The 19,686-nt window shown below is 44.5% G+C and carries 28 protein-coding genes; 27 read left to right on the top strand and 1 reads right to left on the bottom strand.

Annotation, left to right across the window (positions count from 1 at the left end; all coding sequences use genetic code 11):
* The first annotated feature begins 68 nt into the window (after positions 1 to 68).
* The 27 genes from BBI11_RS16675 to BBI11_RS08850 all read left to right on the top strand — a co-directional run bounded on the left by BBI11_RS16675 (position 69) and on the right by BBI11_RS08850 (position 18,264).
* Complete coding sequence (locus BBI11_RS16675; protein WP_257785546.1) at positions 69 to 200, top strand: hypothetical protein; 132 nt, start codon at positions 69 to 71, stop codon at positions 198 to 200.
* Between the two features lie 11 nt (positions 201 to 211).
* Complete coding sequence (locus BBI11_RS08965) at positions 212 to 631, top strand: RusA family crossover junction endodeoxyribonuclease (protein ID WP_068462540.1); 420 nt, start codon at positions 212 to 214, stop codon at positions 629 to 631.
* 226 nt (positions 632 to 857) lie between these two features.
* Complete coding sequence (locus BBI11_RS08960; protein WP_068462537.1) at positions 858 to 1,508, top strand: hypothetical protein; 651 nt, start codon at positions 858 to 860, stop codon at positions 1,506 to 1,508.
* A 286-nt stretch (positions 1,509 to 1,794) separates the two neighbouring features.
* Complete coding sequence (locus tag BBI11_RS08955; protein WP_167358154.1) at positions 1,795 to 2,307, top strand: hypothetical protein; 513 nt, start codon at positions 1,795 to 1,797, stop codon at positions 2,305 to 2,307.
* 89 nt (positions 2,308 to 2,396) lie between these two features.
* Complete coding sequence (locus tag BBI11_RS08950) at positions 2,397 to 3,044, top strand: GAS domain-containing protein (RefSeq protein ID WP_068462533.1); 648 nt, start codon at positions 2,397 to 2,399, stop codon at positions 3,042 to 3,044.
* A gap of 87 nt (positions 3,045 to 3,131) precedes the next feature.
* Complete coding sequence (locus tag BBI11_RS08945) at positions 3,132 to 3,548, top strand: RNA polymerase subunit sigma-70 (protein WP_237150250.1); 417 nt, start codon at positions 3,132 to 3,134, stop codon at positions 3,546 to 3,548.
* On the top strand, positions 3,500 to 3,628 hold the full coding sequence (locus tag BBI11_RS16610) for a hypothetical protein (protein ID WP_237150249.1): 129 nt from the start codon (positions 3,500 to 3,502) through the stop codon (positions 3,626 to 3,628). The genes BBI11_RS08945 and BBI11_RS16610 overlap by 49 nt, the downstream gene beginning before the upstream one ends.
* 186 nt (positions 3,629 to 3,814) lie before the next feature.
* Positions 3,815 to 4,054 carry a terminase small subunit gene (locus tag BBI11_RS08940; protein ID WP_068462531.1) on the top strand — a complete coding sequence of 80 codons (240 nt, stop codon included), beginning with the start codon at positions 3,815 to 3,817 and terminating at the stop codon, positions 4,052 to 4,054.
* A gap of 390 nt (positions 4,055 to 4,444) precedes the next feature.
* A complete protein-coding gene (locus tag BBI11_RS16670; protein ID WP_257785545.1) occupies positions 4,445 to 4,573 on the top strand; it encodes a hypothetical protein in 129 nt (42 codons plus the stop codon).
* Positions 4,574 to 4,936: 363 nt separating this feature from the next.
* Positions 4,937 to 6,076, top strand: a complete 1,140-nt coding sequence (locus BBI11_RS08935; protein WP_068462528.1) for a Shedu anti-phage system protein SduA domain-containing protein — start codon at positions 4,937 to 4,939, stop codon at positions 6,074 to 6,076.
* 110 nt (positions 6,077 to 6,186) lie between these two features.
* Positions 6,187 to 6,540 carry a DUF2513 domain-containing protein gene (locus BBI11_RS08930; protein WP_068462526.1) on the top strand — a complete coding sequence of 118 codons (354 nt, stop codon included), beginning with the start codon at positions 6,187 to 6,189 and terminating at the stop codon, positions 6,538 to 6,540.
* A gap of 217 nt (positions 6,541 to 6,757) precedes the next feature.
* Positions 6,758 to 7,192, top strand: a complete 435-nt coding sequence (locus BBI11_RS08925; protein ID WP_068462524.1) for a BrxA/BrxB family bacilliredoxin — start codon at positions 6,758 to 6,760, stop codon at positions 7,190 to 7,192.
* Positions 7,189 to 7,971, top strand: a complete 783-nt coding sequence (locus tag BBI11_RS08920) for a class I SAM-dependent methyltransferase (protein ID WP_068462522.1) — start codon at positions 7,189 to 7,191, stop codon at positions 7,969 to 7,971. Before BBI11_RS08925 ends, BBI11_RS08920 begins: the two co-directional genes overlap by 4 nt.
* Positions 7,972 to 8,221: 250 nt before the next feature.
* Positions 8,222 to 8,815: a YpjP family protein gene (locus tag BBI11_RS08915; protein ID WP_068462520.1), complete on the top strand. Its 594-nt coding sequence runs from the start codon at positions 8,222 to 8,224 to the stop codon at positions 8,813 to 8,815.
* A 124-nt stretch (positions 8,816 to 8,939) separates the two neighbouring features.
* Complete coding sequence (locus BBI11_RS08910) at positions 8,940 to 9,881, top strand: thymidylate synthase (protein ID WP_068462519.1); 942 nt, start codon at positions 8,940 to 8,942, stop codon at positions 9,879 to 9,881.
* Positions 9,882 to 9,900: 19 nt separating this feature from the next.
* A complete protein-coding gene (locus tag BBI11_RS08905) occupies positions 9,901 to 10,395 on the top strand; it encodes a dihydrofolate reductase (protein WP_068462517.1) in 495 nt (164 codons plus the stop codon).
* Complete coding sequence (locus BBI11_RS08900; RefSeq protein ID WP_068462515.1) at positions 10,388 to 11,107, top strand: lysophospholipid acyltransferase family protein; 720 nt, start codon at positions 10,388 to 10,390, stop codon at positions 11,105 to 11,107. The genes BBI11_RS08905 and BBI11_RS08900 overlap by 8 nt, the downstream gene beginning before the upstream one ends.
* A gap of 48 nt (positions 11,108 to 11,155) precedes the next feature.
* Positions 11,156 to 11,995 (top strand): DegV family protein, encoded by an 840-nt coding sequence (locus tag BBI11_RS08895; RefSeq protein ID WP_068462514.1) that lies wholly within the window; start codon positions 11,156 to 11,158, stop codon positions 11,993 to 11,995.
* A 29-nt stretch (positions 11,996 to 12,024) separates the two neighbouring features.
* Positions 12,025 to 12,822: a GDSL-type esterase/lipase family protein gene (locus tag BBI11_RS08890; protein ID WP_068462511.1), complete on the top strand. Its 798-nt coding sequence runs from the start codon at positions 12,025 to 12,027 to the stop codon at positions 12,820 to 12,822.
* Between the two features lie 11 nt (positions 12,823 to 12,833).
* Complete coding sequence (locus tag BBI11_RS08885) at positions 12,834 to 13,409, top strand: YpmS family protein (protein WP_068462510.1); 576 nt, start codon at positions 12,834 to 12,836, stop codon at positions 13,407 to 13,409.
* A 16-nt stretch (positions 13,410 to 13,425) separates the two neighbouring features.
* A complete protein-coding gene (msrA, locus tag BBI11_RS08880) occupies positions 13,426 to 13,956 on the top strand; it encodes a peptide-methionine (S)-S-oxide reductase MsrA (RefSeq protein ID WP_068462508.1) in 531 nt (176 codons plus the stop codon).
* Positions 13,953 to 14,378 carry a peptide-methionine (R)-S-oxide reductase MsrB gene (gene msrB / locus BBI11_RS08875; protein WP_068462505.1) on the top strand — a complete coding sequence of 142 codons (426 nt, stop codon included), beginning with the start codon at positions 13,953 to 13,955 and terminating at the stop codon, positions 14,376 to 14,378. The genes msrA and msrB overlap by 4 nt, the downstream gene beginning before the upstream one ends.
* A gap of 51 nt (positions 14,379 to 14,429) precedes the next feature.
* The gene (locus tag BBI11_RS08870; RefSeq protein ID WP_068462503.1) at positions 14,430 to 14,645 is read left to right on the top strand and encodes a YozE family protein; all 216 of its coding nucleotides are present in this window, start codon (positions 14,430 to 14,432) and stop codon (positions 14,643 to 14,645) included.
* Positions 14,646 to 14,714: 69 nt separating this feature from the next.
* On the top strand, positions 14,715 to 15,419 hold the full coding sequence (gene deoD / locus BBI11_RS08865; protein WP_068462501.1) for a purine-nucleoside phosphorylase: 705 nt from the start codon (positions 14,715 to 14,717) through the stop codon (positions 15,417 to 15,419).
* A 105-nt stretch (positions 15,420 to 15,524) separates the two neighbouring features.
* Positions 15,525 to 17,084 (top strand): lmo1851 family serine protease, encoded by a 1,560-nt coding sequence (locus BBI11_RS08860; protein ID WP_068465698.1) that lies wholly within the window; start codon positions 15,525 to 15,527, stop codon positions 17,082 to 17,084.
* Positions 17,085 to 17,146: 62 nt separating this feature from the next.
* Positions 17,147 to 18,028, top strand: coding sequence for a CobW family GTP-binding protein (locus BBI11_RS08855; protein ID WP_068462499.1), 882 nt, complete (start codon positions 17,147 to 17,149; stop codon positions 18,026 to 18,028).
* A complete protein-coding gene (locus BBI11_RS08850; RefSeq protein ID WP_068462497.1) occupies positions 18,025 to 18,264 on the top strand; it encodes a hypothetical protein in 240 nt (79 codons plus the stop codon). Before BBI11_RS08855 ends, BBI11_RS08850 begins: the two co-directional genes overlap by 4 nt.
* Here the strand turns inward: BBI11_RS08850 and BBI11_RS08845 are convergent.
* The gene (locus BBI11_RS08845) at positions 18,258 to 19,607 is read right to left on the bottom strand and encodes an MATE family efflux transporter (RefSeq protein ID WP_068462495.1); all 1,350 of its coding nucleotides are present in this window, start codon (positions 19,605 to 19,607) and stop codon (positions 18,258 to 18,260) included. The genes BBI11_RS08850 and BBI11_RS08845 overlap by 7 nt on opposite strands.
* Positions 19,608 to 19,686: the final 79 nt, after the last annotated feature.

The following is a 19,686-nucleotide window of genomic DNA, read 5'->3' as shown; positions in this document are numbered from 1 at the left end:
AAGGTACAGGTCGTTGAAATTGATGGCGAACGATTTGCTCTGACTTGCATAAAGCTGTAGGGATAGCAATGACCGAAGAGGACTGCCAAGGGATGATTACTTCTTTGTCTGTGTTGACAGGGAAGCCGGAAAGCTATTTTGAGGATATGGAAGAACGGCGGCTGGTCGATGAGTATGATCGACTGCTGCAGATTGATTGAGGAATGAACTGATGAACCGAATCGTATGCGAAATAGTTGGGGAGCTGGTTGCCCAGGGCAGACCTCGAGCCGGAAAAAGCTTCACCGGCAAGACGGTTCTCTACGATCCGGAAAAGTCCCGGGTCTTCAAACAATACGTGAAGCTCATTGCATCACAGCACAAGCCACAGGAGCTCATTCAGGGACCGATACACTTGGAGCTGACATTCTATCAGCCGACACCGAAGAAGTATCAGACGCGTCCGAAACAGGAGCTTATTGCGGCGGGGTTATTGCTTCCGACTACAAAGCCGTACGTCGATAATCTGGAGAAGAGTGTGAATGATGGGCTTTCGAAGATTCTTTGGCAGGACGATAGCCAAGTGGTCAGCATGATGGTGAAGAAGTTGTACAGTATGACGCCGAGGGTCGTTGTGCTGATTAGTTACTAAGGAGATAGAGGATGGAGGGGTCCAATGCGGCTACAAGATGTCAAAATTTCGGAAACACGTGAACTGATTTTGGATATAATGGAACTACCAGGAAGCCATGTGTTATTTATTTTCGAACGGCAAGGCCAAGCTCGGGACGCTACCACCTCATGCTGAGACACGTACCAAGACGCACGACGGGCAGGTTAGGCGTTAGGCGCGTGAATTTTGATGAGGGGGAAGAGTTTTGAGGCGTAGAGACAACATATACTTCTATATAAGTTGTGTATCAATTACTTTCTCTTTTATACTAATTTACTATTTTTACGAAGAGAGATTTGACTTCTCTGATTTTTTGGATATAAAGACTATACTGACTGTATTAGGTACAGTTTTCGGTGCATATTTCGGTGCTAAAACTGCAGGCAGATATGCCATCGAATCAGTTGAAAGGCAAATAGAATCTCAAGAGAAAAAAGAAACCAAAAGAGAAACAGACAAATTTTTAAGGGTTGGAAATCTATTCTTTACGCGTATAAGTTCAATAATCACCATAAGTGATCTGATAGAAGAAAATTTCGTGAAAGTTAACAGTGAGAATGACATAATAGAGAATGACATTCTCGTTGATGTTGCCAAAAAAGAAGTTGAAAAACAGCGTGGTATATTAAAAGGTATTGATATAACTGAAGTGTGGGATGAGAAATATTATGTTTTTTTGCTGTCTCTAATGAAGATTGATGATTGCGCCGAGTCCCTGAATGGTTTAAGTGAAACACTAGAGAAATTAGATAGTCATGAAATCGACTCAGCGTATGGAGAATTACTAAAAAATTCAAGAAAGTTAAATGAACATAAAATAAAATTAGGTAAAGTTTTATTGAAATATAATACTTAGTCCCACCAGCAAGCTCGAGGACAAGTAACAGCACAATCGCTGTTTTGTGTCCTTTTTTTTATTTAAAAAGTGACAAAATTTGGAGACAATATTTCTTGGAATGGATATAATAGAGTTATCGATAATGTAATTTTTTGATGAGGGGGGAAGAATTCTGAAACAATGGGCTAACTTTTATTTTTGGGTCTCGTGGTTATTTTTATTCCTTTTTCTCTTCTTAATTTTTTATATGTATCAAGAAACATTCCATTTAAATAGAATTATAGATATTAAAACGTTATTACAAGTGGTAGGAACATTAGGAGGAGCATTTTTAGGTGCTTACTTCGCTGGTAAAAGTACTTTGACAGCTATGAATAAACAGATTGAATATGATCGTTCAAAGAATTTAGAAGCGAAAGAAGAAAAGCTAAAAAAAAGCAGCGCTATTCTGAACCGGCATCTTCTAAGTTTAGTAAGTCATTTAGAACATCTTAGATTTTTAGTTAAAGAAAAAGAAAGAGGGCTGAATATACATGAATTAGATTTCAACCAAGAAATTAACGACGCTATTCAAAATGTATCAGCAGAGAAAGCATCTTTAGCGAGTATAAATACAGATATGCTAACTATACCTATAAACGAAGATGTACAGGAAATACTGTATTCAATAGTAATTATAATCAGTGATGTAGATACGATTAACAAAGACATTGATCCCGAGGCTCATAGCAACCGAATTAGAGACATAGAAAGAAACACACAGCGAATTCTTGAATTAAAAACGAGGATACAATATAGAGTTGGAAATGATGAGTAATTATAAATTCAAGCCCAACTAAAAGACACATTGCAGCGTAATTGCTGTTTTATGTTTCTTTTTGAAAGTTTTGATTAGGGGGAAGAGTTTTGAGTCACGATGAACAAAGTGAAAATAAAAAAAATAGCATAGAATCTCATTTCGCATACCAATTCGCTGACTTAATTATAGTTTTCATCGGACTTTCATTGTTTTTCTTGCCAGCAATTAGTGCTTGGAGTTCAATTCCGAGAGAATTTATTTTCGGAGCAACACTTTCAAGTTTTTTGTTAGCTCTATCTGACGGCTTGCTCATTAAAGACAAAATGAGCTTTAGAAGGTTCTGTTTTTACGGATTTTGTTTTGTTTTTGGAGTGCTTTCTTTAATTTATGTACCTGTAATTCTATCAATGTATCCACAGGTTTTTCCAGCGATTGAACCTTTTTCTGATGTCCTTACTATATCAGCTCTTGGATTTGTATTAGTTGTAGTTGGAATAAGATCGTATAATTATAAAAAGAAATTTCAGGAAAATTTAAGAAACGATTTGGTGCAAGTTCAACTTGAAACTCAAAAACAACTCGCAGAATTGCAAAAAATAAAAGACATGACCACTAAATTCGAAGAGAATTTAGAAACTAATAGTCAAGGTATAGAGAATAGTAGGGTCGAAATCGATAAAATTACGAAAGATTTAATAACTGAAAATGAAGATCTACGAAAACAATTAGAGAAGTATGAAAACCAAAATAATTAGTCCCACCAGTCAACTGGAGGACACATTACAGCTTAACTGCTGTTTTGTGTCCTCTTTTTTATTTTCAAAATCAGAGGAGGTCAACCGATGAAAGTATGGGCAGATGAACTATTACACGAATACGGCATTCACAAAAAAGACCTGGAGCGATGTCGGGACCGATTGGATCGCAACGATTTTCACAGCAAACAGGACCTCAAGCAGATCAACAGCATGATTGAAAGCATGAACTTCTCGATGGAATGGCTCGAGACGGGACGCCAGCCCGGAACATTCAAAGGTATCGACAAGAAGAGCATCTACCAACATCAATCCTTCTCGAATATGGATTTCATCCCCGATATTACTGAGCAGTTGGAAGAAGGCCCTAAGCAATTGTATATGACGGCCGAAGAGAAGATTATTCTGGCTGACATTTTGCGTCGTTATCGCTGCGTGAACGGCAATGTTATATCTTGCATGAGGCTGCGAAGCTTAGCATCAGAATGGTTGCGGAAGAAATAGGAGTAGGACGATCTACAGCTGAAAGTTATATCGACCGAGCTAAAAAGAAAGTCAGAGAGCGTTTTCAGCTTTCCGTTTAACTCAACATGTACACTTGCCGTACAGTCTGCCGTACAAAGTCGGTAATTATGAAGGGGAGAATAAAAGAGGGGATGCAGGGCAACCGGTAAATCCCTCCACAGCCCCACCGATTATGGGCGAAATACAAGGTCTAACAATCGATTTCGATGTCATAATAAGGAAATTAGACCGAAAGTTAGTAATATATGGTAAAGTTTACAGCGAAGCAGCAAATATTTATCGATGAATACCTAGTGGACCTAAATGGCACTCAGGCGGCGATTCGTGCAGGGTACAGTGAAAAAACAGCAAGTACTACAGCAGCCAAGTTTCTAGCACAAGGTAACATCCGCGCGCGTATAGAGGAAATAAAGAAAACGCGAGCTGACCGATTGGAACTTGATGCTTACTGGGTGCTGAAACGCTTGATGGATATATCAAACTGAGCAATGCAACAAGAGACTATGATGGAATTTGATTATGTGGAACAGCGACTAGTTCTGATAGGCGAATACTAATTTGATAGCAGCGGTGCAAACAAAGCAATCGAACTGATTAGCAAGCATCTAGACATGTTCAAGGAAAAGGTAAACCATGAGGGGGGGACGTAACTTTCCTGGACGATATCGGTGGTGAAGATAATAGTTCATAAGCTATCCCAATTCATTACTACGGCGTTTCATCCAGTTTAGAAAGCTACGACGTCCAGCGACTTATTAAATATCGTCTGCAAGGACAGGCATGGTTCTGAGAAGTCCTTGGACGTTGCGTACTTCTTCGTGCAGTTGTCGATGTGACTTCCAATGAACTGAAACGGCGTTCGGAAAGTAGACAATATGCTAGAGCTTTCCATCTTCGAGCAGACCAAGTCGGCGAATTCAGAACAAGTCATTTCCCGTCTATTCGAAGTCAATAAGTCTCTGATGCTGTATCGCTATCACCCCCAACGTGTTTCCACTGGATAAAGGGCTGAGTAGCACCTGAGTCACAACTCGCCACCACATCCGAAGTCGTAATCCATCTAGCGCAAGTCAGGACGTCCGGGGAGCACGCTAGCTTCATAGAAAAATGCTTGGTGGAAATGAAAAAGCTGATGTACGAGTGATACCCAAATTACTAATCTTTTTGACGGGAGGTGAAATGATGATGGCGATGTTGATAACACAACGTGTGACTTTGGAGAAATAACGATCTCGAAAGTACCGGCTGTATTGCAGCCCCGACGCAAGTGAAAGAAATTTCGCTAAATAGCGGGATGAGTTTTATGACTGAATACAGGAATATCCTTCCTAATGTAGAATACAATTACTATATAAGGGGGAGAATTCATGCAAGAAATCAATGAAGATATATTAAAAAAATTTGCTTTAAAGTTTCACGATAGATTTGTTGAAACAAAAGATTATCTCGAAGAAAATGCTAAAAGCGATTTATATAAAAGCATACCGGATATTTTAACTATAGATAATGTCAATGTTCATGCTGCTTATTCTGACGATACAAAACATGTAATGCTCAGATTTAACAAAGGTAATAAATTTAACTTTCGAGCAACTAAGGTAGATGGTGATGTCTCCAACATTTTCGATCCCCTCGGTGCCTGGAAAGGTAAACAACAAGTAGGCTTTAATATAAAGAATAGTAATGTCACGTTAAGCGGCGGTTCAGTAAAGGAAATGAGACCTTTTAAGGTTTCTGGTGAAGAAATTGAAGTGTTTATCACCAACTTCACTGTCGATGCACCGCCTTTTAGTGAAATAGATATCGAATATGGTTTGATTGTTTCCTACAAAAGATTTTTGGAGATTTATCAAGATATCAATTCTTACGTTGCTAATTTGACTAGTGTTTACTTTGAATATGAGATTCAAGATGAGAAAAAAGGTGAGTATGTTCTTGACTTAAAGGCAGTAAGGGATAGAATGGTCACATTATTCTTTGACGAGAGTATTGGTGAGTTAAAGATTGATAAATTCATTGAAGAGAACCCAATCATTTTACGGGTTGGTCTGTCGTTAGTCCCTGAGACTTTTTTACACGCGAAGCCCATGAAGGACATCCATGATGATAACCCAAAAGAGTTTATACCCGATTTAGTGGCTTTTTGTAATGAAGATTACAACTGGAAAATAGTTGACTACAAAAAAGCCAATAAGAGCATCATAAGAAACTCAGGAAAAGAAAGAACGACTTTAAGGTCGACGGTACATCTTTTAATTAGCCAGTTAGAAGACTATGTAGAGTATTTTAGTGATAAGTCTCAGGCAGATCATTACAAAGAAACTTATGGAGTAGATATTAAGTATCCAAGTGCTATTGGAATAATTGGTAGAGTATCAGAAGAAGAAATTGACGATTTTAATAAATTAAAACAAAGACTTCCGAGTCATACAAAAATTGTACCGTACAATTTTTTATTTGATAGTTTTGAAAGGTTTATTAAGATGTCGGAAGACTTAATAAAATAAATTTAGTAAGGGTTAATGCTAAGGGAGAGCCGGCCAAAGTGGCTCTCTTTTTCGATGTAGGATCTCAAAGTCTTTTCTCGAAATACAACACTAGAAAGAGGAGAAGTTTGATGAAAAGAGACATGGATTTAGTGAGAGAGCTGTTGCTATTAATCGAGGCACAAGAGGATGATAGTCAAGAGCTCAAGCTTCCGCCATCTATCGATGAAAAAGTTGCGAAGTATCATTTAAAGCTGTTAGAACAGGCTGGTTATATAAAAGTTTCGCGTTTCGCTGTAGGTGATAACATGACCTGGCTATTCAGTTCTTTAACATGGGATGGGCAAGAGTTTTTGGCAGCAATTAAGAATGACACGGTGTGGAACCGTGTGAAACAATCCGTTAAAGAGAAGGGTGGTTCAATCCCTTTCGAAGTTCTTAAAAGCTTGGCAATTAAGATGTCGGCAACTTACTTTTTAGGTTAAATTTCGAGTGAAAGAGTGCATAATTTCTATGTACTAGTTTTAAAATGAGGAATAGACAGACTTATTTTTAATATATAGAAACCAAATACTGAAATACTAACAAAAAGTTCATATTTTAATCCGCAAGATATGAAATTAAACTAAATTGCGTTAGAATGAACGATAATAAGACCTTTAAATCAGGCGGAAATATAAAACTTAGAAAGCAGGGAGATAGATGAACGCATACGATGAGTACATGAAAGGCATTGTTGTCCCAATGCGCAAAGAACTGACAGAATCCGGATTTACGGAGCTAACGACGGCAGAAGATGTCAACGAACATATGAGCAACTCACAAGGTGTGAGTCTCGTGATCATTAACTCAATCTGCGGATGCGCCGCAGGGCTTGCACGCCCGGCAGTGCGCGAAGCGGTGGAATTGGCTGAGCACAAGCCAGATCATTTGGTAACAGTATTTGCAGGACAGGACAAGGAAGCGACAGCGCAGATGCGCCAGTTCTTCGAGGAAGTGCCACCATCGTCTCCTTCGATCGCGGTCATAAAAGACGGCCAGCTTGCGCATTTCATTCCGCGCGAAGAAATCGAAGGCTATGAGATGGAACAAGTGCGTGATGCCGTGAAACAAGCGATCGAGGAAGCAGCGCAGTGAAGACGATCGTTACGACCGCTTACCGGCCGACGGATGCGACCAAGCGCTGTGCACAAGAGACGGCGCAGCTTCTTGGCCTGCAGGCAGTCGAGCGCAATAAGCGGCCGATCTACAAATTGCACGAAGAACTAGCGGCGGACATTCTCGTCTGCAAAAAAGAACGGCTCGAGCTTTATCCAGTCGGACAAAGCGAGCCGTTCTTTTTTCATCCCAATTCGGCGGCATTTCGTTCGAAGCGGCCGTTAGAAAATGATCCACTCGTTGAAGTGTCAGGGCTCGAGCCGGGAGACGCATTCCTCGATTGCACACTCGGCCTGGCGAGTGATGCGCTCATTGCTTCGATTGTCGTTGGGGACACCGGAAGAGTGGTTGGCTGTGAAAGCGACCCGGTCATTGCCCATATCATCCATACAGGCTTGAAAGATTATCAGGACATGCCGAAACTGCACGATTCGATGAAGCGCATTCAAGTCGTCCCGCAAAATGCGGTCGATTATTTGAAGGCGCTCGATGACGATTCCTTCGATGTCGTTTATATGGATCCGATGTTCACGGAACAGATTGTCGAAGCGTCAAACTTCGCGCCGCTTCGGAACAACGCGGACCATGGCCAATTAACCGAGGAATGGGTAGCGGAAGCAGAGCGCGTGGCAAGGAAAAGCGTCGTCTTAAAAGCACACTTCCGCTCGGCTGACTTTGAAACGTTTGGCTTCAAGCGTCGTGTGCGACCAAATACAAAATTCCATTTCGGCGTCATACAAATGAATAAGAGTAAATAAAAAAATCTCCCAAAAAGGGAGATTTTTTTAGTCTGTAATGGATAGTGAAGTCAAATACACAAGCATAAACAATAGACCCAATCCAATCAATAATGACGCGTCCATGAAAATTCCTCCTTTTTGAAAAAAACAAGGCATACTTACTGGCTTTATTGTACAATGAATTGGAAGAAGATGAAACCTTTCCACTCAAAAATCGTTTATTACAATAGTAAGCTTGACAAAATGTTCAAAATTGAAGGTGATGAATGTGAAAAGCTGGTGGCAAAAATCCTTGATGGTCGTAGTAGCGGTCCTGACACTGGGCGCCATTACACCGAACCATATGATTTGGGAATCCTTGCTCGATGAAAAAGGGGAGCCGAAATCACATGCAAGCCAAGGTGATACGAAACAGTACACAATTGAATGGATTGACCCAGAAGAATATTATGTAACGACGGATTCAATTTTAGCCGATTTCCGCCAAGCTGCTGAAGAGCAGTCTTACATAAAATTCGGCTCGCGCATCGGGCCAGTGATCGATTCGGAATTCCGTACGCGCATTTTGCCGACGATCCAGAACGTCATCGACACGGAACTGGCTGCATACGACAAAGACAGATTGCGTAATTTGACGATTTCCGAAAAACCATCCGGCGACCATGCCGAGAAAATTTTCCATGTTTACGACAAAGATAGCGGGCAAGATGAAATCCGCTTCCATGTGCGCACAGAGAAAAAACCGCTCGAAGGCTATTCGTTCAATTTCCATTACCATTTGGCAAGCGACGAGTACCAGAGACACATCAGCATCGGGGATATCTACTGGTCCAAAAATACTCCGCCTAAATGGCTTTCCTGAAACCGTTATCATCATAACGGTTTTTTTTTCATGCGCCCACTTGCTTCTAGACATATGGTATTCTTAAAGTTTTTCTTATACGAGATGTTTTTGTTATGATGTTACTAATAATGGAGGGAATTGCATGAAACAATATTTAGCGTTGTGTGAACATATCCTAGATCAAGGAGCCAAGAAAGAAGACCGTACAGGAACCGGCACGCTTAGCGTATTCGGTCATCAAATGCGTTTTGACCTAGCGGAAGGCTTCCCGCTCATGACTACTAAGAAAACGGCGTTTCGCCTGATCGTCTCAGAACTGTTGTGGTTCATCAAAGGCGATACGAATGTCCAGACCTTATTGAAGGATAATAACCACATTTGGGACGAGTGGGCATTTGCCCAATGGGTCGAGAGCGATGAATACGACGGGCCGGACATGAAGGATTTTGGCCGCCGGGCACAACGCGATCCGGAATTTGCGGAACTGTATAAAGAGCAAATGACGTCGTTCCAGGAAAAAGTATTGGCGGATAATGAGTTTGCAAATAAATACGGAGATCTTGGGCCAGTTTACGGCAAGCAATGGCGATCGTGGGCAGCGACTGATGGAGGCCAGATCGACCAGCTGAAAAATGTCGTCGAATCGATCAAGAACAACCCAGACTCGCGCCGCCATTTGGTGACGGCATGGAATCCGGAATTCATCGATGACATGGCGCTTCCGCCTTGCCACATCATGTTCCAGTTTTATGTAGCAGACGGTAAATTATCGTGCCAGCTCTACCAAAGAAGTGCAGACGTCTTTCTCGGCGTGCCGTTCAATATCGCGTCCTACGCATTATTGACGCATCTGGTCGCCAAGGAATGCGGGCTAGAGCCAGGAGAGTTTATCCATACAACAGGCGATACGCATCTCTATGTGAACCATTTAGAGCAAGTGCAGGAGCAATTGGGCAGAGAACCGAAAGCTTTGCCGTCATTGAAATTGACAGAAGGCAAATCGATGTTCGACATGAACATGGAAGACATACAAATCGAGGGCTATGACCCGCATCCGCGGATCAAAGCGCCTGTTGCAGTTTAACGGCCAAGGAGGAGAAACGATGATTTCATTAATGGTAGCGCATGACCCAAATCACGTGATTGGCAAGGACAATCAATTGCCTTGGCATATTCCCGGGGATTTGGCTTATTTTAAAAAACACACCATCGGCAAAGGCATGGTAATGGGCCGTAATACATTCGAGTCAATCGGCCGCCCTTTGCCAAAGCGGCGCAATGTGGTCGTGACGCGCAATACGCAGTATACGGCACAAGGTGCAGATATTACGCATAACTTGAGTGATGCGATTGAGTTGGCCAGAGAGCAGCATGAGGAAGTCATGGTCATCGGCGGCGAGCAGATCTTCCGGGAAGCCTTGAAGGTGGCAGACAGGCTCTACATTACGTTAGTTCACCAAGCATTCGAAGGAGATACGTTTTTTCCTGAATACGGAAGGGAATGGAAGTTAGTATCGGAGTCTGAACGCCACTATTCAAACGATATCCCGTACAGTTATTTAGTGTATGAGCGTTCAGGAGGACAAACACGTGATTAAGTCGGCGAGAACTTTTTCCTATCTATTCGGCTATTTGCCGGTAGCTGCCGCCAATTTGGCGAAATTCAAAAAGCGCAAGGCAGGAATGAGCCAACAGGATTACAGCCGGCTCATTCATAGCGAGCCCCAAAAATGGGCGTCAGGCATCATGAAGCGTACCGGTAGCCATGTTGAGGTTAGCGGGCTCGAACATTTACCGGAGGGGCCGGTCTTATTTGTCAGCAACCATGAAGGCAATTTTGACATTCCGGTATTGTTGTCATCGATTCCGAAACCGTTCGGCTTTATCTCCAAAGAAGAAGTGAAAAAATTCCCCATCATTCCGTCTTATATGGAAGAGATGAACTGCGTTTTCCTCGACCGGACGGACCGCCGAAGTGCTTTCAAATCCGTCACCGATACAATCGAGAAATTGCGTGAAGGTCATTCCATTCTAATTTTTCCGGAAGGCACAAGAAGCAAAGGCCAGGGGCTTAAAGACTTCAAAGCCGGCTTTATGCGCATTGCGAAAGACGCGGCCGTGCCGGTCGTGCCGATCGCGATTGAAGGCACGTCCCGCATTATGGAAGACAATAATAACCAGATTCGCCCTGCCCGCGTGACGGTCCAAGTACTGGAGCCGTTTACGCCGGAACAATTGGAGTCGGCGGGCGTGAAAGCGGCGCAAGTGGTAAAAGAACGCATTGAACAAGCTTTAGATACAATTCAGTAAATTTTTCACAAAGCAATACTCATTAGTAGATGAAATGGAAGTGATCGAATGTCGAAAATTCACATTGTAACGGATTCGACTGCTGATTTGAAGGCAGAAGAAATAGCAGCATACGGGCTTCACGTCGTTCCCTTGTCGATCCAGATCGGAGGCAACACGTATCTGGACCGCGTCGATTTGGAGCCGGAAGCTTTCTTGAAACTCATGAAAGAGTCCGATGAATTCCCGAAGAGTTCCCAGCCAGCTCCGGGCGTTTTCAAAGAACTGTATGACGAGCTCGGCAAGGACGGAAGCCAAATCATTTCCATCCATATGACTGGCGGCATGAGCGGGACGGTGGAATCGGCGCGCACAGCAGCTGAACTGACGGACAGCGATGTCACGGTCATCGATTCTCGCTATATCTCCCATGCTTTGACGTTCCAGGTGTTTGAAGCCGCACAGATGGCAATGGACGGCAAATCATTGGAAGAAATCGTCGAACGCGTTGAACAAGTGCGTCGCAGCACGAAATTGTATGTCGTAGTCGACACGCTCGATAATTTGGTCAAGGGCGGACGCATTGGCAAAGGCCGTGCAATGATTGGCTCATTTCTGAAGATCAAGCCGATTGCTTCGCTGGATGACGGCGAATATACGCCTGTCGCGAAAATGCGCAGCCATAAGCAAGTGGTCGATTATTTGGTGAAAGATTTTGCCGAACGCACTAAAGGCAAAGTCGTTAAAGGGGTCGGCATCGCCCAGGCGAACGGCCAAGCAATGGCTGAGCCATTGCGTGAAAAAATCAAAGAAACTGGCTTTACCGATATCCGCTATGATTTTACAACTCCAGTCATTTCGACGCATACCGGAATCGGCGCCATCGGTTTCATGTATTACACGGGGTAAACGAAAATGTTCGCGAAGGAGAGACAGACGTGAAACGCATCCTGTATATTGTCATCGTTTTATCGATCGTGCTTGCGGGATGTGCTTCGACGTTCAATTTCGGTAAAGAAGAAGCGGCTCCGCGATTAACGGTGGAGTTTCCGCCTTACACGGTCCCGCCGAATTTTATCCCACAGACCGTTATCATTACCGCTCTTGGTGATTCCTTGTCGCAAGGCGTGGGTGATACAGAAAATCGGGGAGGTTATGCTGGACGTCTGGCTCTTGAAATGGCGGAGTGGCCGGGAGTAGAGGGTATTGCCTTGGAAAACACGGCAAAGCGCGGCAGGAGAAGCGATCAGTTGCTGGCGTTATTCCAGCAGGGCAAACTATCGGGCCCCTTGCTCGCTTCCGATTACATCTTTATGACAATTGGCGGCAATGACGTCATGCGCATCGTGAAACGGGATTTATTTTCATTGAATGTCGACGCATTCAGCGAAGAGATGATTTTTTACCAGAATCGCTTCGAGACCATCTATGCATCCATCCGTTCATTGAATCCATCTGCGCCGCTCATTGTTATTGGCTTGTATAATCCGTTTTCATTGGTTACCGACGAAGTGAAAGAATTTGATGAAATTATCGCTTCCTATAATGGAGTCATGGAAGAAACCTTGGAAGACGACCCGCACGCCTGCTTTGTGCCTGTCAGCGATTTATTTGTTGGCAATGACAATCTTGTGTACCATACCGATTTCTTCCACCCGAACAGCAAAGGCTACGACTTAATGGCTGAACGTGTATCAGAAACGATGGGGGACTGCGGCATCAGCTTTCAGGAATAGGAGGTGGAAAGATGAAAAAATGGCGTTTAGCTTTCTTCGTTTTAGTGGTGTTGAACTTACTTGCCATCATTGGGTTATTATTGTTCATCACGACACCATCCGACGATTTTAAAGCCTACCAGGCAGAGTCAAGCCCGCCGTCTGAAGGCAATACGGTTGTTGTCAATACGACCAAAGCCGATTTTGAAGGCATTGCGAACACCTATATTGCAGACGCGATGGAAGGACAGCCCATCCCACTGCGGCTTTCAGTGACTGACAATGTTAGCTTATCGACCGAATTGACGGTGTTCGGCGTAACCTTGCCGATTCTCTTGACGTTTGACCCGGTCGTGCTGCCCGATGGCAATTTGCTATTAGAACAGCGCTCGGTTGAAGTCGGACAGCTCGACATTCCGCCGGAGTCAGCGTTAAAATTACTTCGAGACTCCGTAGACCTTCCAGAATTTATGGAAGTAATGCCAAAAGACGAAGAAGTTTTGTTAAGTCTGACGGATATTCCGATTAACGGCGGTGTTTCAGTACGAGCGACTTCGTTTGACCTGGAAGAAGACGACATCCGTCTATTAGTCACGATTCAACCATAATGTGAGGAGGGGTAAGATGAAGACAGAAAAAGCGACATTTGCCGGCGGCTGCTTTTGGTGCATGGTACAGCCTTTTGATACTCTCGATGGCATCGAAGCGGTCGTCAGCGGTTATACAGGCGGCGATTTGCCGAATCCGACTTATGAACAAGTGTGCACGAATGTGACCGGCCATAGAGAGGCGGTTGAAATCACGTTCCAACCGGATATTTATCCTTATGAGCGATTACTTGAAGTATTTTGGTCCCAAATTGACCCGACTGATGCAGGAGGCCAATTTTTCGATCGTGGTGATTCTTATAAAACCGCCATTTATTACCAGACGGAAGAACAACGCATCGCTGCTGAAAAATCCAAGCAGCAATTAGAGCAATCCGGCAAATTCAATAAGCCGATTGCGACGGATATTTTGGAAGCAAAGGAATTCTATCCGGCCGAAACCTACCACCAGGATTATTACCAAAAAAATCCTACTCACTACAACCGCTACGCGACAGGGTCTGGCCGCAAAGCATTTATCCAAAATCATTGGGGGGAATCGAAATGAAAGACGAGTTGAAATCGAAATTAACGCCAATGCAATATCACGTTACGCAGGAGAATGGCACGGAACCGCCATTTCAAGGTGAGTTTGACCAGCATTTCGAAGAAGGCATCTATGTAGATATCGTTTCGGGCAAACCTTTGTTCAGCTCGAAAGATAAGTTCGATGCGCATTGCGGATGGCCAAGTTTTGCCAAGCCGATCGAAGGCGAAGAAGTGAAAGAAAACTTCGATACGAGCCATGGCATGAGACGGACAGAAGTGCGTTCTGCCTCTGCCGATTCACATCTCGGACATTTATTCCCAGACGGGCCGTCTGAACTCGGTGGTTTACGTTATTGCATCAACTCAGCAGCTTTGCGTTTCGTTCCGAAAGATCAATTGGAACAACAAGGTTATAGCGAGTATGTGCAGCTATTCGAATAATTTACAGCCTGGACTGCGGTCCGGGCTTTTTGCTGAAAGGAGGAGCCTCTTATGAAGCGCTCGTTTTATCAATATGCCTTGAAACACCGAGGCAAGCTTGTGCAGGATGAATATTCCCAATTTGCAGAGGCAATGTTTTTGGATCACAGCTTCCCTAAATCGAGCATCGATTTTCAGGAAGTCTCTCAATACCTTGAAGAAAAGGCGCATCCAGTTCTCCGAGCTTCCACATTTGACCGAATGTGGGAAGAATACGAGGCAGGTTGAGGCTCTTCATTGCACTTGACGAAAAAAAACAGTATGATTAAATCGACTAAAATAAAGTGAGGTTTTATAATGAGTGTTCACATTAATGCTAAAAAAGGCGATATCGCCGATACGATTTTACTTCCTGGCGATCCACTTCGTGCGAAATACATCGCAGAAACATTCCTTGAAGACGTAACATTGTACAACGAAGTCCGTAATATGTTCGGCTACACAGGTACATATAAAGGCAAGCGCATTTCCGTTCAAGGAACGGGCATGGGTGTCCCATCGATTTCAATTTATGTTACAGAATTGATGCAAGAATACGATGTGCAGAAACTGATCCGCGTCGGTACTTGTGGTTCGATCCACAAAGACGTTAAAGTGCGTGACGTCATTCTGGCTCAGGCTGCTTCAACGGATTCGAAAATGAACGACATCATTTTTAACGGCATCACGTATGCACCGATCGCCGACTTCGGCCTCTTGCAAAAAGCTTATGCAGCTGGACAAGAAAAAGGCTTGAACTTGCGCGTCGGGAATGTCTTCACTGAAGACGTATTCTACAACGAACACGCAGAACATGAAAAATGGGCGCAATACGGAATTCTTGGCCTAGAGATGGAATCTTCCGCATTGTATACGCTAGCAGCTAAATTTGGCCGCAAAGCTCTATCGATTTTGACTGTCAGCGACCATCTTTTGACTGGTGAAGTAACATCTGCAGAAGAACGCCAAACAACATTCAACGATATGATTGTTGTAGCTTTGGACGCAGCGATCCAAGACTAACAGGAAAAAAAGACTGTCGAGGCAGTCTTTTTCTTTTAACCCCGCCAAGTTTTAGAGGAATTTCTGGAACTTGTTGCCAGGTGAATGGAGAAAGTGGTGAAACATATGGACGACAAGCGACCGGGCGAAGAACAACAACCCGAAGCGCCGGCGGCAGAAGAACCAAAGCCGCATTTTATTCGAATGAAGACCTTTTATTTCATCATGCTTGTCTTTACCTTGATTATCGCGACAGTGGGCATCACCGTTTTCGCTTTAACTTTTGGAGAAGATAAGGCAGTGGAAGTAAACAGTCCTGAACGTCAGGAATTCCAAAAACTGTATTCAGCTTACGATCAAATCGAAGCGCAGTATTTTGAGGAGGTGGAGGAGGAAGCCTTGATCAACGGTGCCATCAACGGCATGGTGGATGCACTAGGCGACCCGTACTCTGATTATATGGATGAAAATGAAGCTGCGCAGTTCATGGAAGGCATTTCTTCCAGTTTTGAAGGAATCGGCGCAGAAGTTCAAGAACGCAATGGCTACGTAACGGTTGTTTCACCGATCAAAAATTCGCCGGCGGAAAAAGCTGGCGTTTTACCGAACGACCAAATTTTGGAAGTTGATGGCGAGAGCATTCAAGGCTTTTCCACAACCGAAGCGGTCATGTTGATCCGTGGTGAAAAAGGGACGGAAGTAACCTTGACGATCCAGCGCGGCGAAAATGCAGACCCGATTGACATCACCATCGTCCGTGACGAGATTCCGATTGAAACGGTATATGCGGAAATGGTCAATGACCAAGTAGCCCATATCAATATCACAAGTTTCTCTGAAAACACATACGACGAATTGCAACAAGCCATTGCCGATATGGAAGAACAAGGCATGGAAGCAGCAGTGCTTGATGTGCGTCAGAACCCAGGCGGTTTGCTGAATACTGCTCTTGATATTTCCAACCTTTTTGTTGAAGAAGGCAAGGAGATGTTCGAAGTGCAAGCAAAAGGCGAAGAGCCGGAAGTGTATTTGGCAACAGGAGGAGATAAACTGGACGTCCCGGTCACTTTGCTGATCGACGGCGGCAGTGCATCAGCTTCTGAGATTTTGGCAGGGGCCATGAGCGAATCGGCTGGCGTCACACTGGTTGGCGAAAAAACTTTCGGAAAAGGAACAGTGCAAACAGCGAATGACCTTTCCGATGGTTCCAATTTGAAGTTCACGACTGCCAAATGGTTGACGCCTGATGGCAACTGGATCCACGAAGAAGGCATTGAGCCGGATGAAGTGGTTCCGTATCCAGAATATGCTTCTCTGCCATTCCTTGACACATCTGTCGAACTTAAAGACGGCAGCATTTCCGAGCAAGTGCAAACAGCAGAGAAAATGCTGGATGCCCTCGGCTTTGAAGTTGGGGAAATTGACGGCGTTTTTGAAGAAGAAATGGAACAGGCCGTTACGGAATTCCAGGAAGAAAACGACTTGGAAGCGGATGGCGTATTGAACGAAGAGACGATGTATGCGGTTATGGACCAATTGCGTGAAAAGATCAATACAGAAGATCCACAGCTTCAAGAAGCAACAGATATCCTAATGGAGCAAGCTGGTTTGGCAACTGAAGAACCGGCTGATGAAGAAGCTGACTCAGAAGAGGCCGACACAGAAGAAGCTGATTCAGAAGAATAAGATCATTGAAAAGGTCCGCTTCCGGCGGGCCTTTTCTTTCATAGCAGAGAAAGGATGAGTTGATGGTTGATGTGTATTTATTCAGTGGGTTTCTCGGCAGCGGGAAAACGACTTTACTGAAGAAGATGATTATGGAGTTTAAAGAACAAGGCTTGAAACCGGCAATTTTCATGAATGAATTAGGCTCGATGAATTTTGATTCAGAAGAAGTCGGGGACGGGGTGCCGTTAAAGGAAATTCTAGATGGCTGCATTTGCTGCAGCGGCTCAGAAAAATCAGAAGCGCAGATCCAATCCTTGCTCGCGGAATCTGAGTTCGACGTCTTATTGATTGAAACAACAGGGGCTGCACATCCGGTTGAAGCACTTGATGCGATTTTCTCGCCGCTATTTGCCGAGCGCTTGAACTTCCGCGGCATCGTCACGGTAGCGGACAGCAAGCGATTTTTGGAGCGACAGCAATTGTCCCCGCAAATCCGCTCGCTATTTATCGAGCAGATTCGCCATGCCGATTTACTATTGGCCAACAAAACGGATTTGCTGAGCGAATCAGAACAAAGCCAGGCCACTTTTGAAATCCAGCAAATCAATCCGACAGCGCGCATTGTTCAGACGGTACATGCCCAAGTGCCGCTGCAATTGCTTGAATCCATTAGCCCTTCAGAACGCGGGGCGGTCGAACGAGCACCTGTGTCGAAATTGAATTTGCAGACGAAGATCGTGTCGTTTGATCAGCCAATCGAGCGCGAAGCTTTTGAAGACTGGCTGCGTGCTTTGCCGGATACCGTTTATCGCATCAAAGGCTATGTCACGCTATCGGGCCATAGTTATCCGCATTCTTTCCAGTATGCGTACGGCATGGTGCAATGGCTGCCGGAATATTTGAAGCTGCGCAACCAAATTGTGTTGATTGGTGAAAACTTAGACGAGTTGGCCATGCCATGATTGAAGCATACAAACGCTTATGGCCGGACCGCCAAGGCATACAGCGCATTACGACACAAGAGGAATTGGAGAACAGCATACTCGTTGAACTAAACGATGAACTGACCCATCCACGCGTCCGTAAATCGATGGAAGAAAAGCTGGCATTGGCGACTGAACGCATCAGTCAGTCCAGTCTTACGGAACAAGAAAAAATAGCACTGCTTCAGTTATACAAAAAGCTTGCCACTCATTGAGCGGCAAGCTTTTTTTGGATGATCAACAGGCGGATCGATAAAGTAATTGCGCCTGCAGTGAGACCGACAATCAATCCGACCCAATAGCCGAATGCGCCGAGATCACTGAATGTGGCAAACAGATAGCCCGACGGCAGCCCGATGACCCAATAGGAAATGAGCGCCATAATAAATGTGATGTTGACATCCTTATAGCCGCGCAAGGCCCCTTGAACCGGTGCTTGAACAGCGTCTGACACTTGGAACAAGGCAGCGAAGATCAGGAACTGAACCGCGAGCCCAATAACGGCTGGGTCAGACGAATACAACTCAGCGATTGGTTCCCGCAAGAAATACAGGATGCCTGACGAGATGACACTGAGCGTCACGGCTGCACCGACGCCAAGCCAACTGTATTGCTTGGCATGGGATGCGCGTTTTGCCCCGACTTCAAACCCGACCAGTATCGTCGCCCCCATGGAAATGCTAAGTGGCAACATATATAACAGCGACGCAAAGTTTAAGGCAATCTGATGGGCGGCAATGGTGATTGTCCCGTATACAGACATCATGAACGTGACCGCTGAAAAGATGCTCGTTTCAGCGAAGATTGAAATGCCGATTGGCACACCGATGCCGGTGATTTCTTTCCACTGTACCACGGAAGGGCGAGCCCATTTGCGGAAGATCCCGAATGACTTAAACGGTTCATTCGTGTGGATGATGAATGCAGCAATTGCCAGCACGAGCCAATAGGTGATCGCCGAAGCCATGCCCGCCCCCGGACCGCCGAGTTCAGGGAAGCCGAATTTGCCGAAAATAAGCAAATAATTGAAGAATACATTGATTGGTGCCGACATCAAAGTGATGAACATCGTCACGCGTGTGGCACCGAGCGCATCGATATAGGAGCGCAATGCATTATAGGCAAATAATGGCACTAGCCCCAAGCTCATGGCGAAGATATAGCGGCTAGCTACGTCGTTGACCGCAGGCTCGAGATCCATAAAGCCGAGCAGCCAGTCGATGCCGAAGAAGAAAAAGGCAAAGACGATCGCTGCAAGGATAATTGCCAAGTAAATCCCTTGCTGTACCGCGTCTTTCACTCCATCTTTTTTCTTGGCTCCCATCAATTGTGCTACAATTGGAGTAATGGACATGAGGATGCCGGCCAGGCCGATATACACCGGAACCCAAAAAGAGGAGCCGATCGACACGCCGGCAAGATCCTCGGTCCCGTAACGGGCGGTCATGTAAATATCGAAAAAAGTCACCATATACATAGCGACTTGGGTGATGAGAATCGGCAAAACGATTTTCATTAATAGCATCAGTTTTTCTCGCGTCGTTTCTGTTTCGTACATATTCATAGCCTCCCAATACACTTGCAATACCAAATAACACGAGTATATCACACAAACCGCGCAAAGTGATGAAGTCACA

The organism is Planococcus maritimus, from assembly GCF_001687625.2.
GTDB classification, from domain to species: Bacteria; Bacillota; Bacilli; order Bacillales_A; family Planococcaceae; genus Planococcus; species Planococcus maritimus.
The sequence above is the reverse complement of the archived record's forward strand: the minus strand, read 5'-3'. Positions and strand labels throughout refer to the sequence as shown.

What these genes read in the sequence shown, in the direction of transcription:
- BBI11_RS16675 (WP_257785546.1), top strand. Translation starts at nt 69, where the DNA reads ATGACCGAAGAGGACTGCCAAGGGATGATTACTTCTTTGTCTGTGTTG.
- BBI11_RS08965 (WP_068462540.1), top strand. Translation starts at nt 212, where the DNA reads ATGAACCGAATCGTATGCGAAATAGTTGGGGAGCTGGTTGCCCAGGGC.
- BBI11_RS08945 (WP_237150250.1), top strand. Translation starts at nt 3,132, where the DNA reads ATGAAAGTATGGGCAGATGAACTATTACACGAATACGGCATTCACAAA.
- BBI11_RS08940 (WP_068462531.1), top strand. Translation starts at nt 3,815, where the DNA reads ATGGTAAAGTTTACAGCGAAGCAGCAAATATTTATCGATGAATACCTA.
- BBI11_RS16670 (WP_257785545.1), top strand. Translation starts at nt 4,445, where the DNA reads ATGCTAGAGCTTTCCATCTTCGAGCAGACCAAGTCGGCGAATTCAGAA.
- BBI11_RS08935 (WP_068462528.1), top strand. Translation starts at nt 4,937, where the DNA reads ATGCAAGAAATCAATGAAGATATATTAAAAAAATTTGCTTTAAAGTTT.
- BBI11_RS08930 (WP_068462526.1), top strand. Translation starts at nt 6,187, where the DNA reads ATGAAAAGAGACATGGATTTAGTGAGAGAGCTGTTGCTATTAATCGAG.
- BBI11_RS08925 (WP_068462524.1), top strand. Translation starts at nt 6,758, where the DNA reads ATGAACGCATACGATGAGTACATGAAAGGCATTGTTGTCCCAATGCGC.
- BBI11_RS08910 (WP_068462519.1), top strand. Translation starts at nt 8,940, where the DNA reads ATGAAACAATATTTAGCGTTGTGTGAACATATCCTAGATCAAGGAGCC.
- BBI11_RS08905 (WP_068462517.1), top strand. Translation starts at nt 9,901, where the DNA reads ATGATTTCATTAATGGTAGCGCATGACCCAAATCACGTGATTGGCAAG.
- BBI11_RS08895 (WP_068462514.1), top strand. Translation starts at nt 11,156, where the DNA reads ATGTCGAAAATTCACATTGTAACGGATTCGACTGCTGATTTGAAGGCA.
- BBI11_RS08885 (WP_068462510.1), top strand. Translation starts at nt 12,834, where the DNA reads ATGAAAAAATGGCGTTTAGCTTTCTTCGTTTTAGTGGTGTTGAACTTA.
- msrA (WP_068462508.1), top strand. Translation starts at nt 13,426, where the DNA reads ATGAAGACAGAAAAAGCGACATTTGCCGGCGGCTGCTTTTGGTGCATG.
- msrB (WP_068462505.1), top strand. Translation starts at nt 13,953, where the DNA reads ATGAAAGACGAGTTGAAATCGAAATTAACGCCAATGCAATATCACGTT.
- BBI11_RS08870 (WP_068462503.1), top strand. Translation starts at nt 14,430, where the DNA reads ATGAAGCGCTCGTTTTATCAATATGCCTTGAAACACCGAGGCAAGCTT.
- deoD (WP_068462501.1), top strand. Translation starts at nt 14,715, where the DNA reads ATGAGTGTTCACATTAATGCTAAAAAAGGCGATATCGCCGATACGATT.
- BBI11_RS08860 (WP_068465698.1), top strand. Translation starts at nt 15,525, where the DNA reads ATGGACGACAAGCGACCGGGCGAAGAACAACAACCCGAAGCGCCGGCG.
- BBI11_RS08855 (WP_068462499.1), top strand. Translation starts at nt 17,147, where the DNA reads ATGGTTGATGTGTATTTATTCAGTGGGTTTCTCGGCAGCGGGAAAACG.
- BBI11_RS08850 (WP_068462497.1), top strand. Translation starts at nt 18,025, where the DNA reads ATGATTGAAGCATACAAACGCTTATGGCCGGACCGCCAAGGCATACAG.
- BBI11_RS08845 (WP_068462495.1), bottom strand. Translation starts at nt 19,607, where the DNA reads ATGTACGAAACAGAAACGACGCGAGAAAAACTGATGCTATTAATGAAA.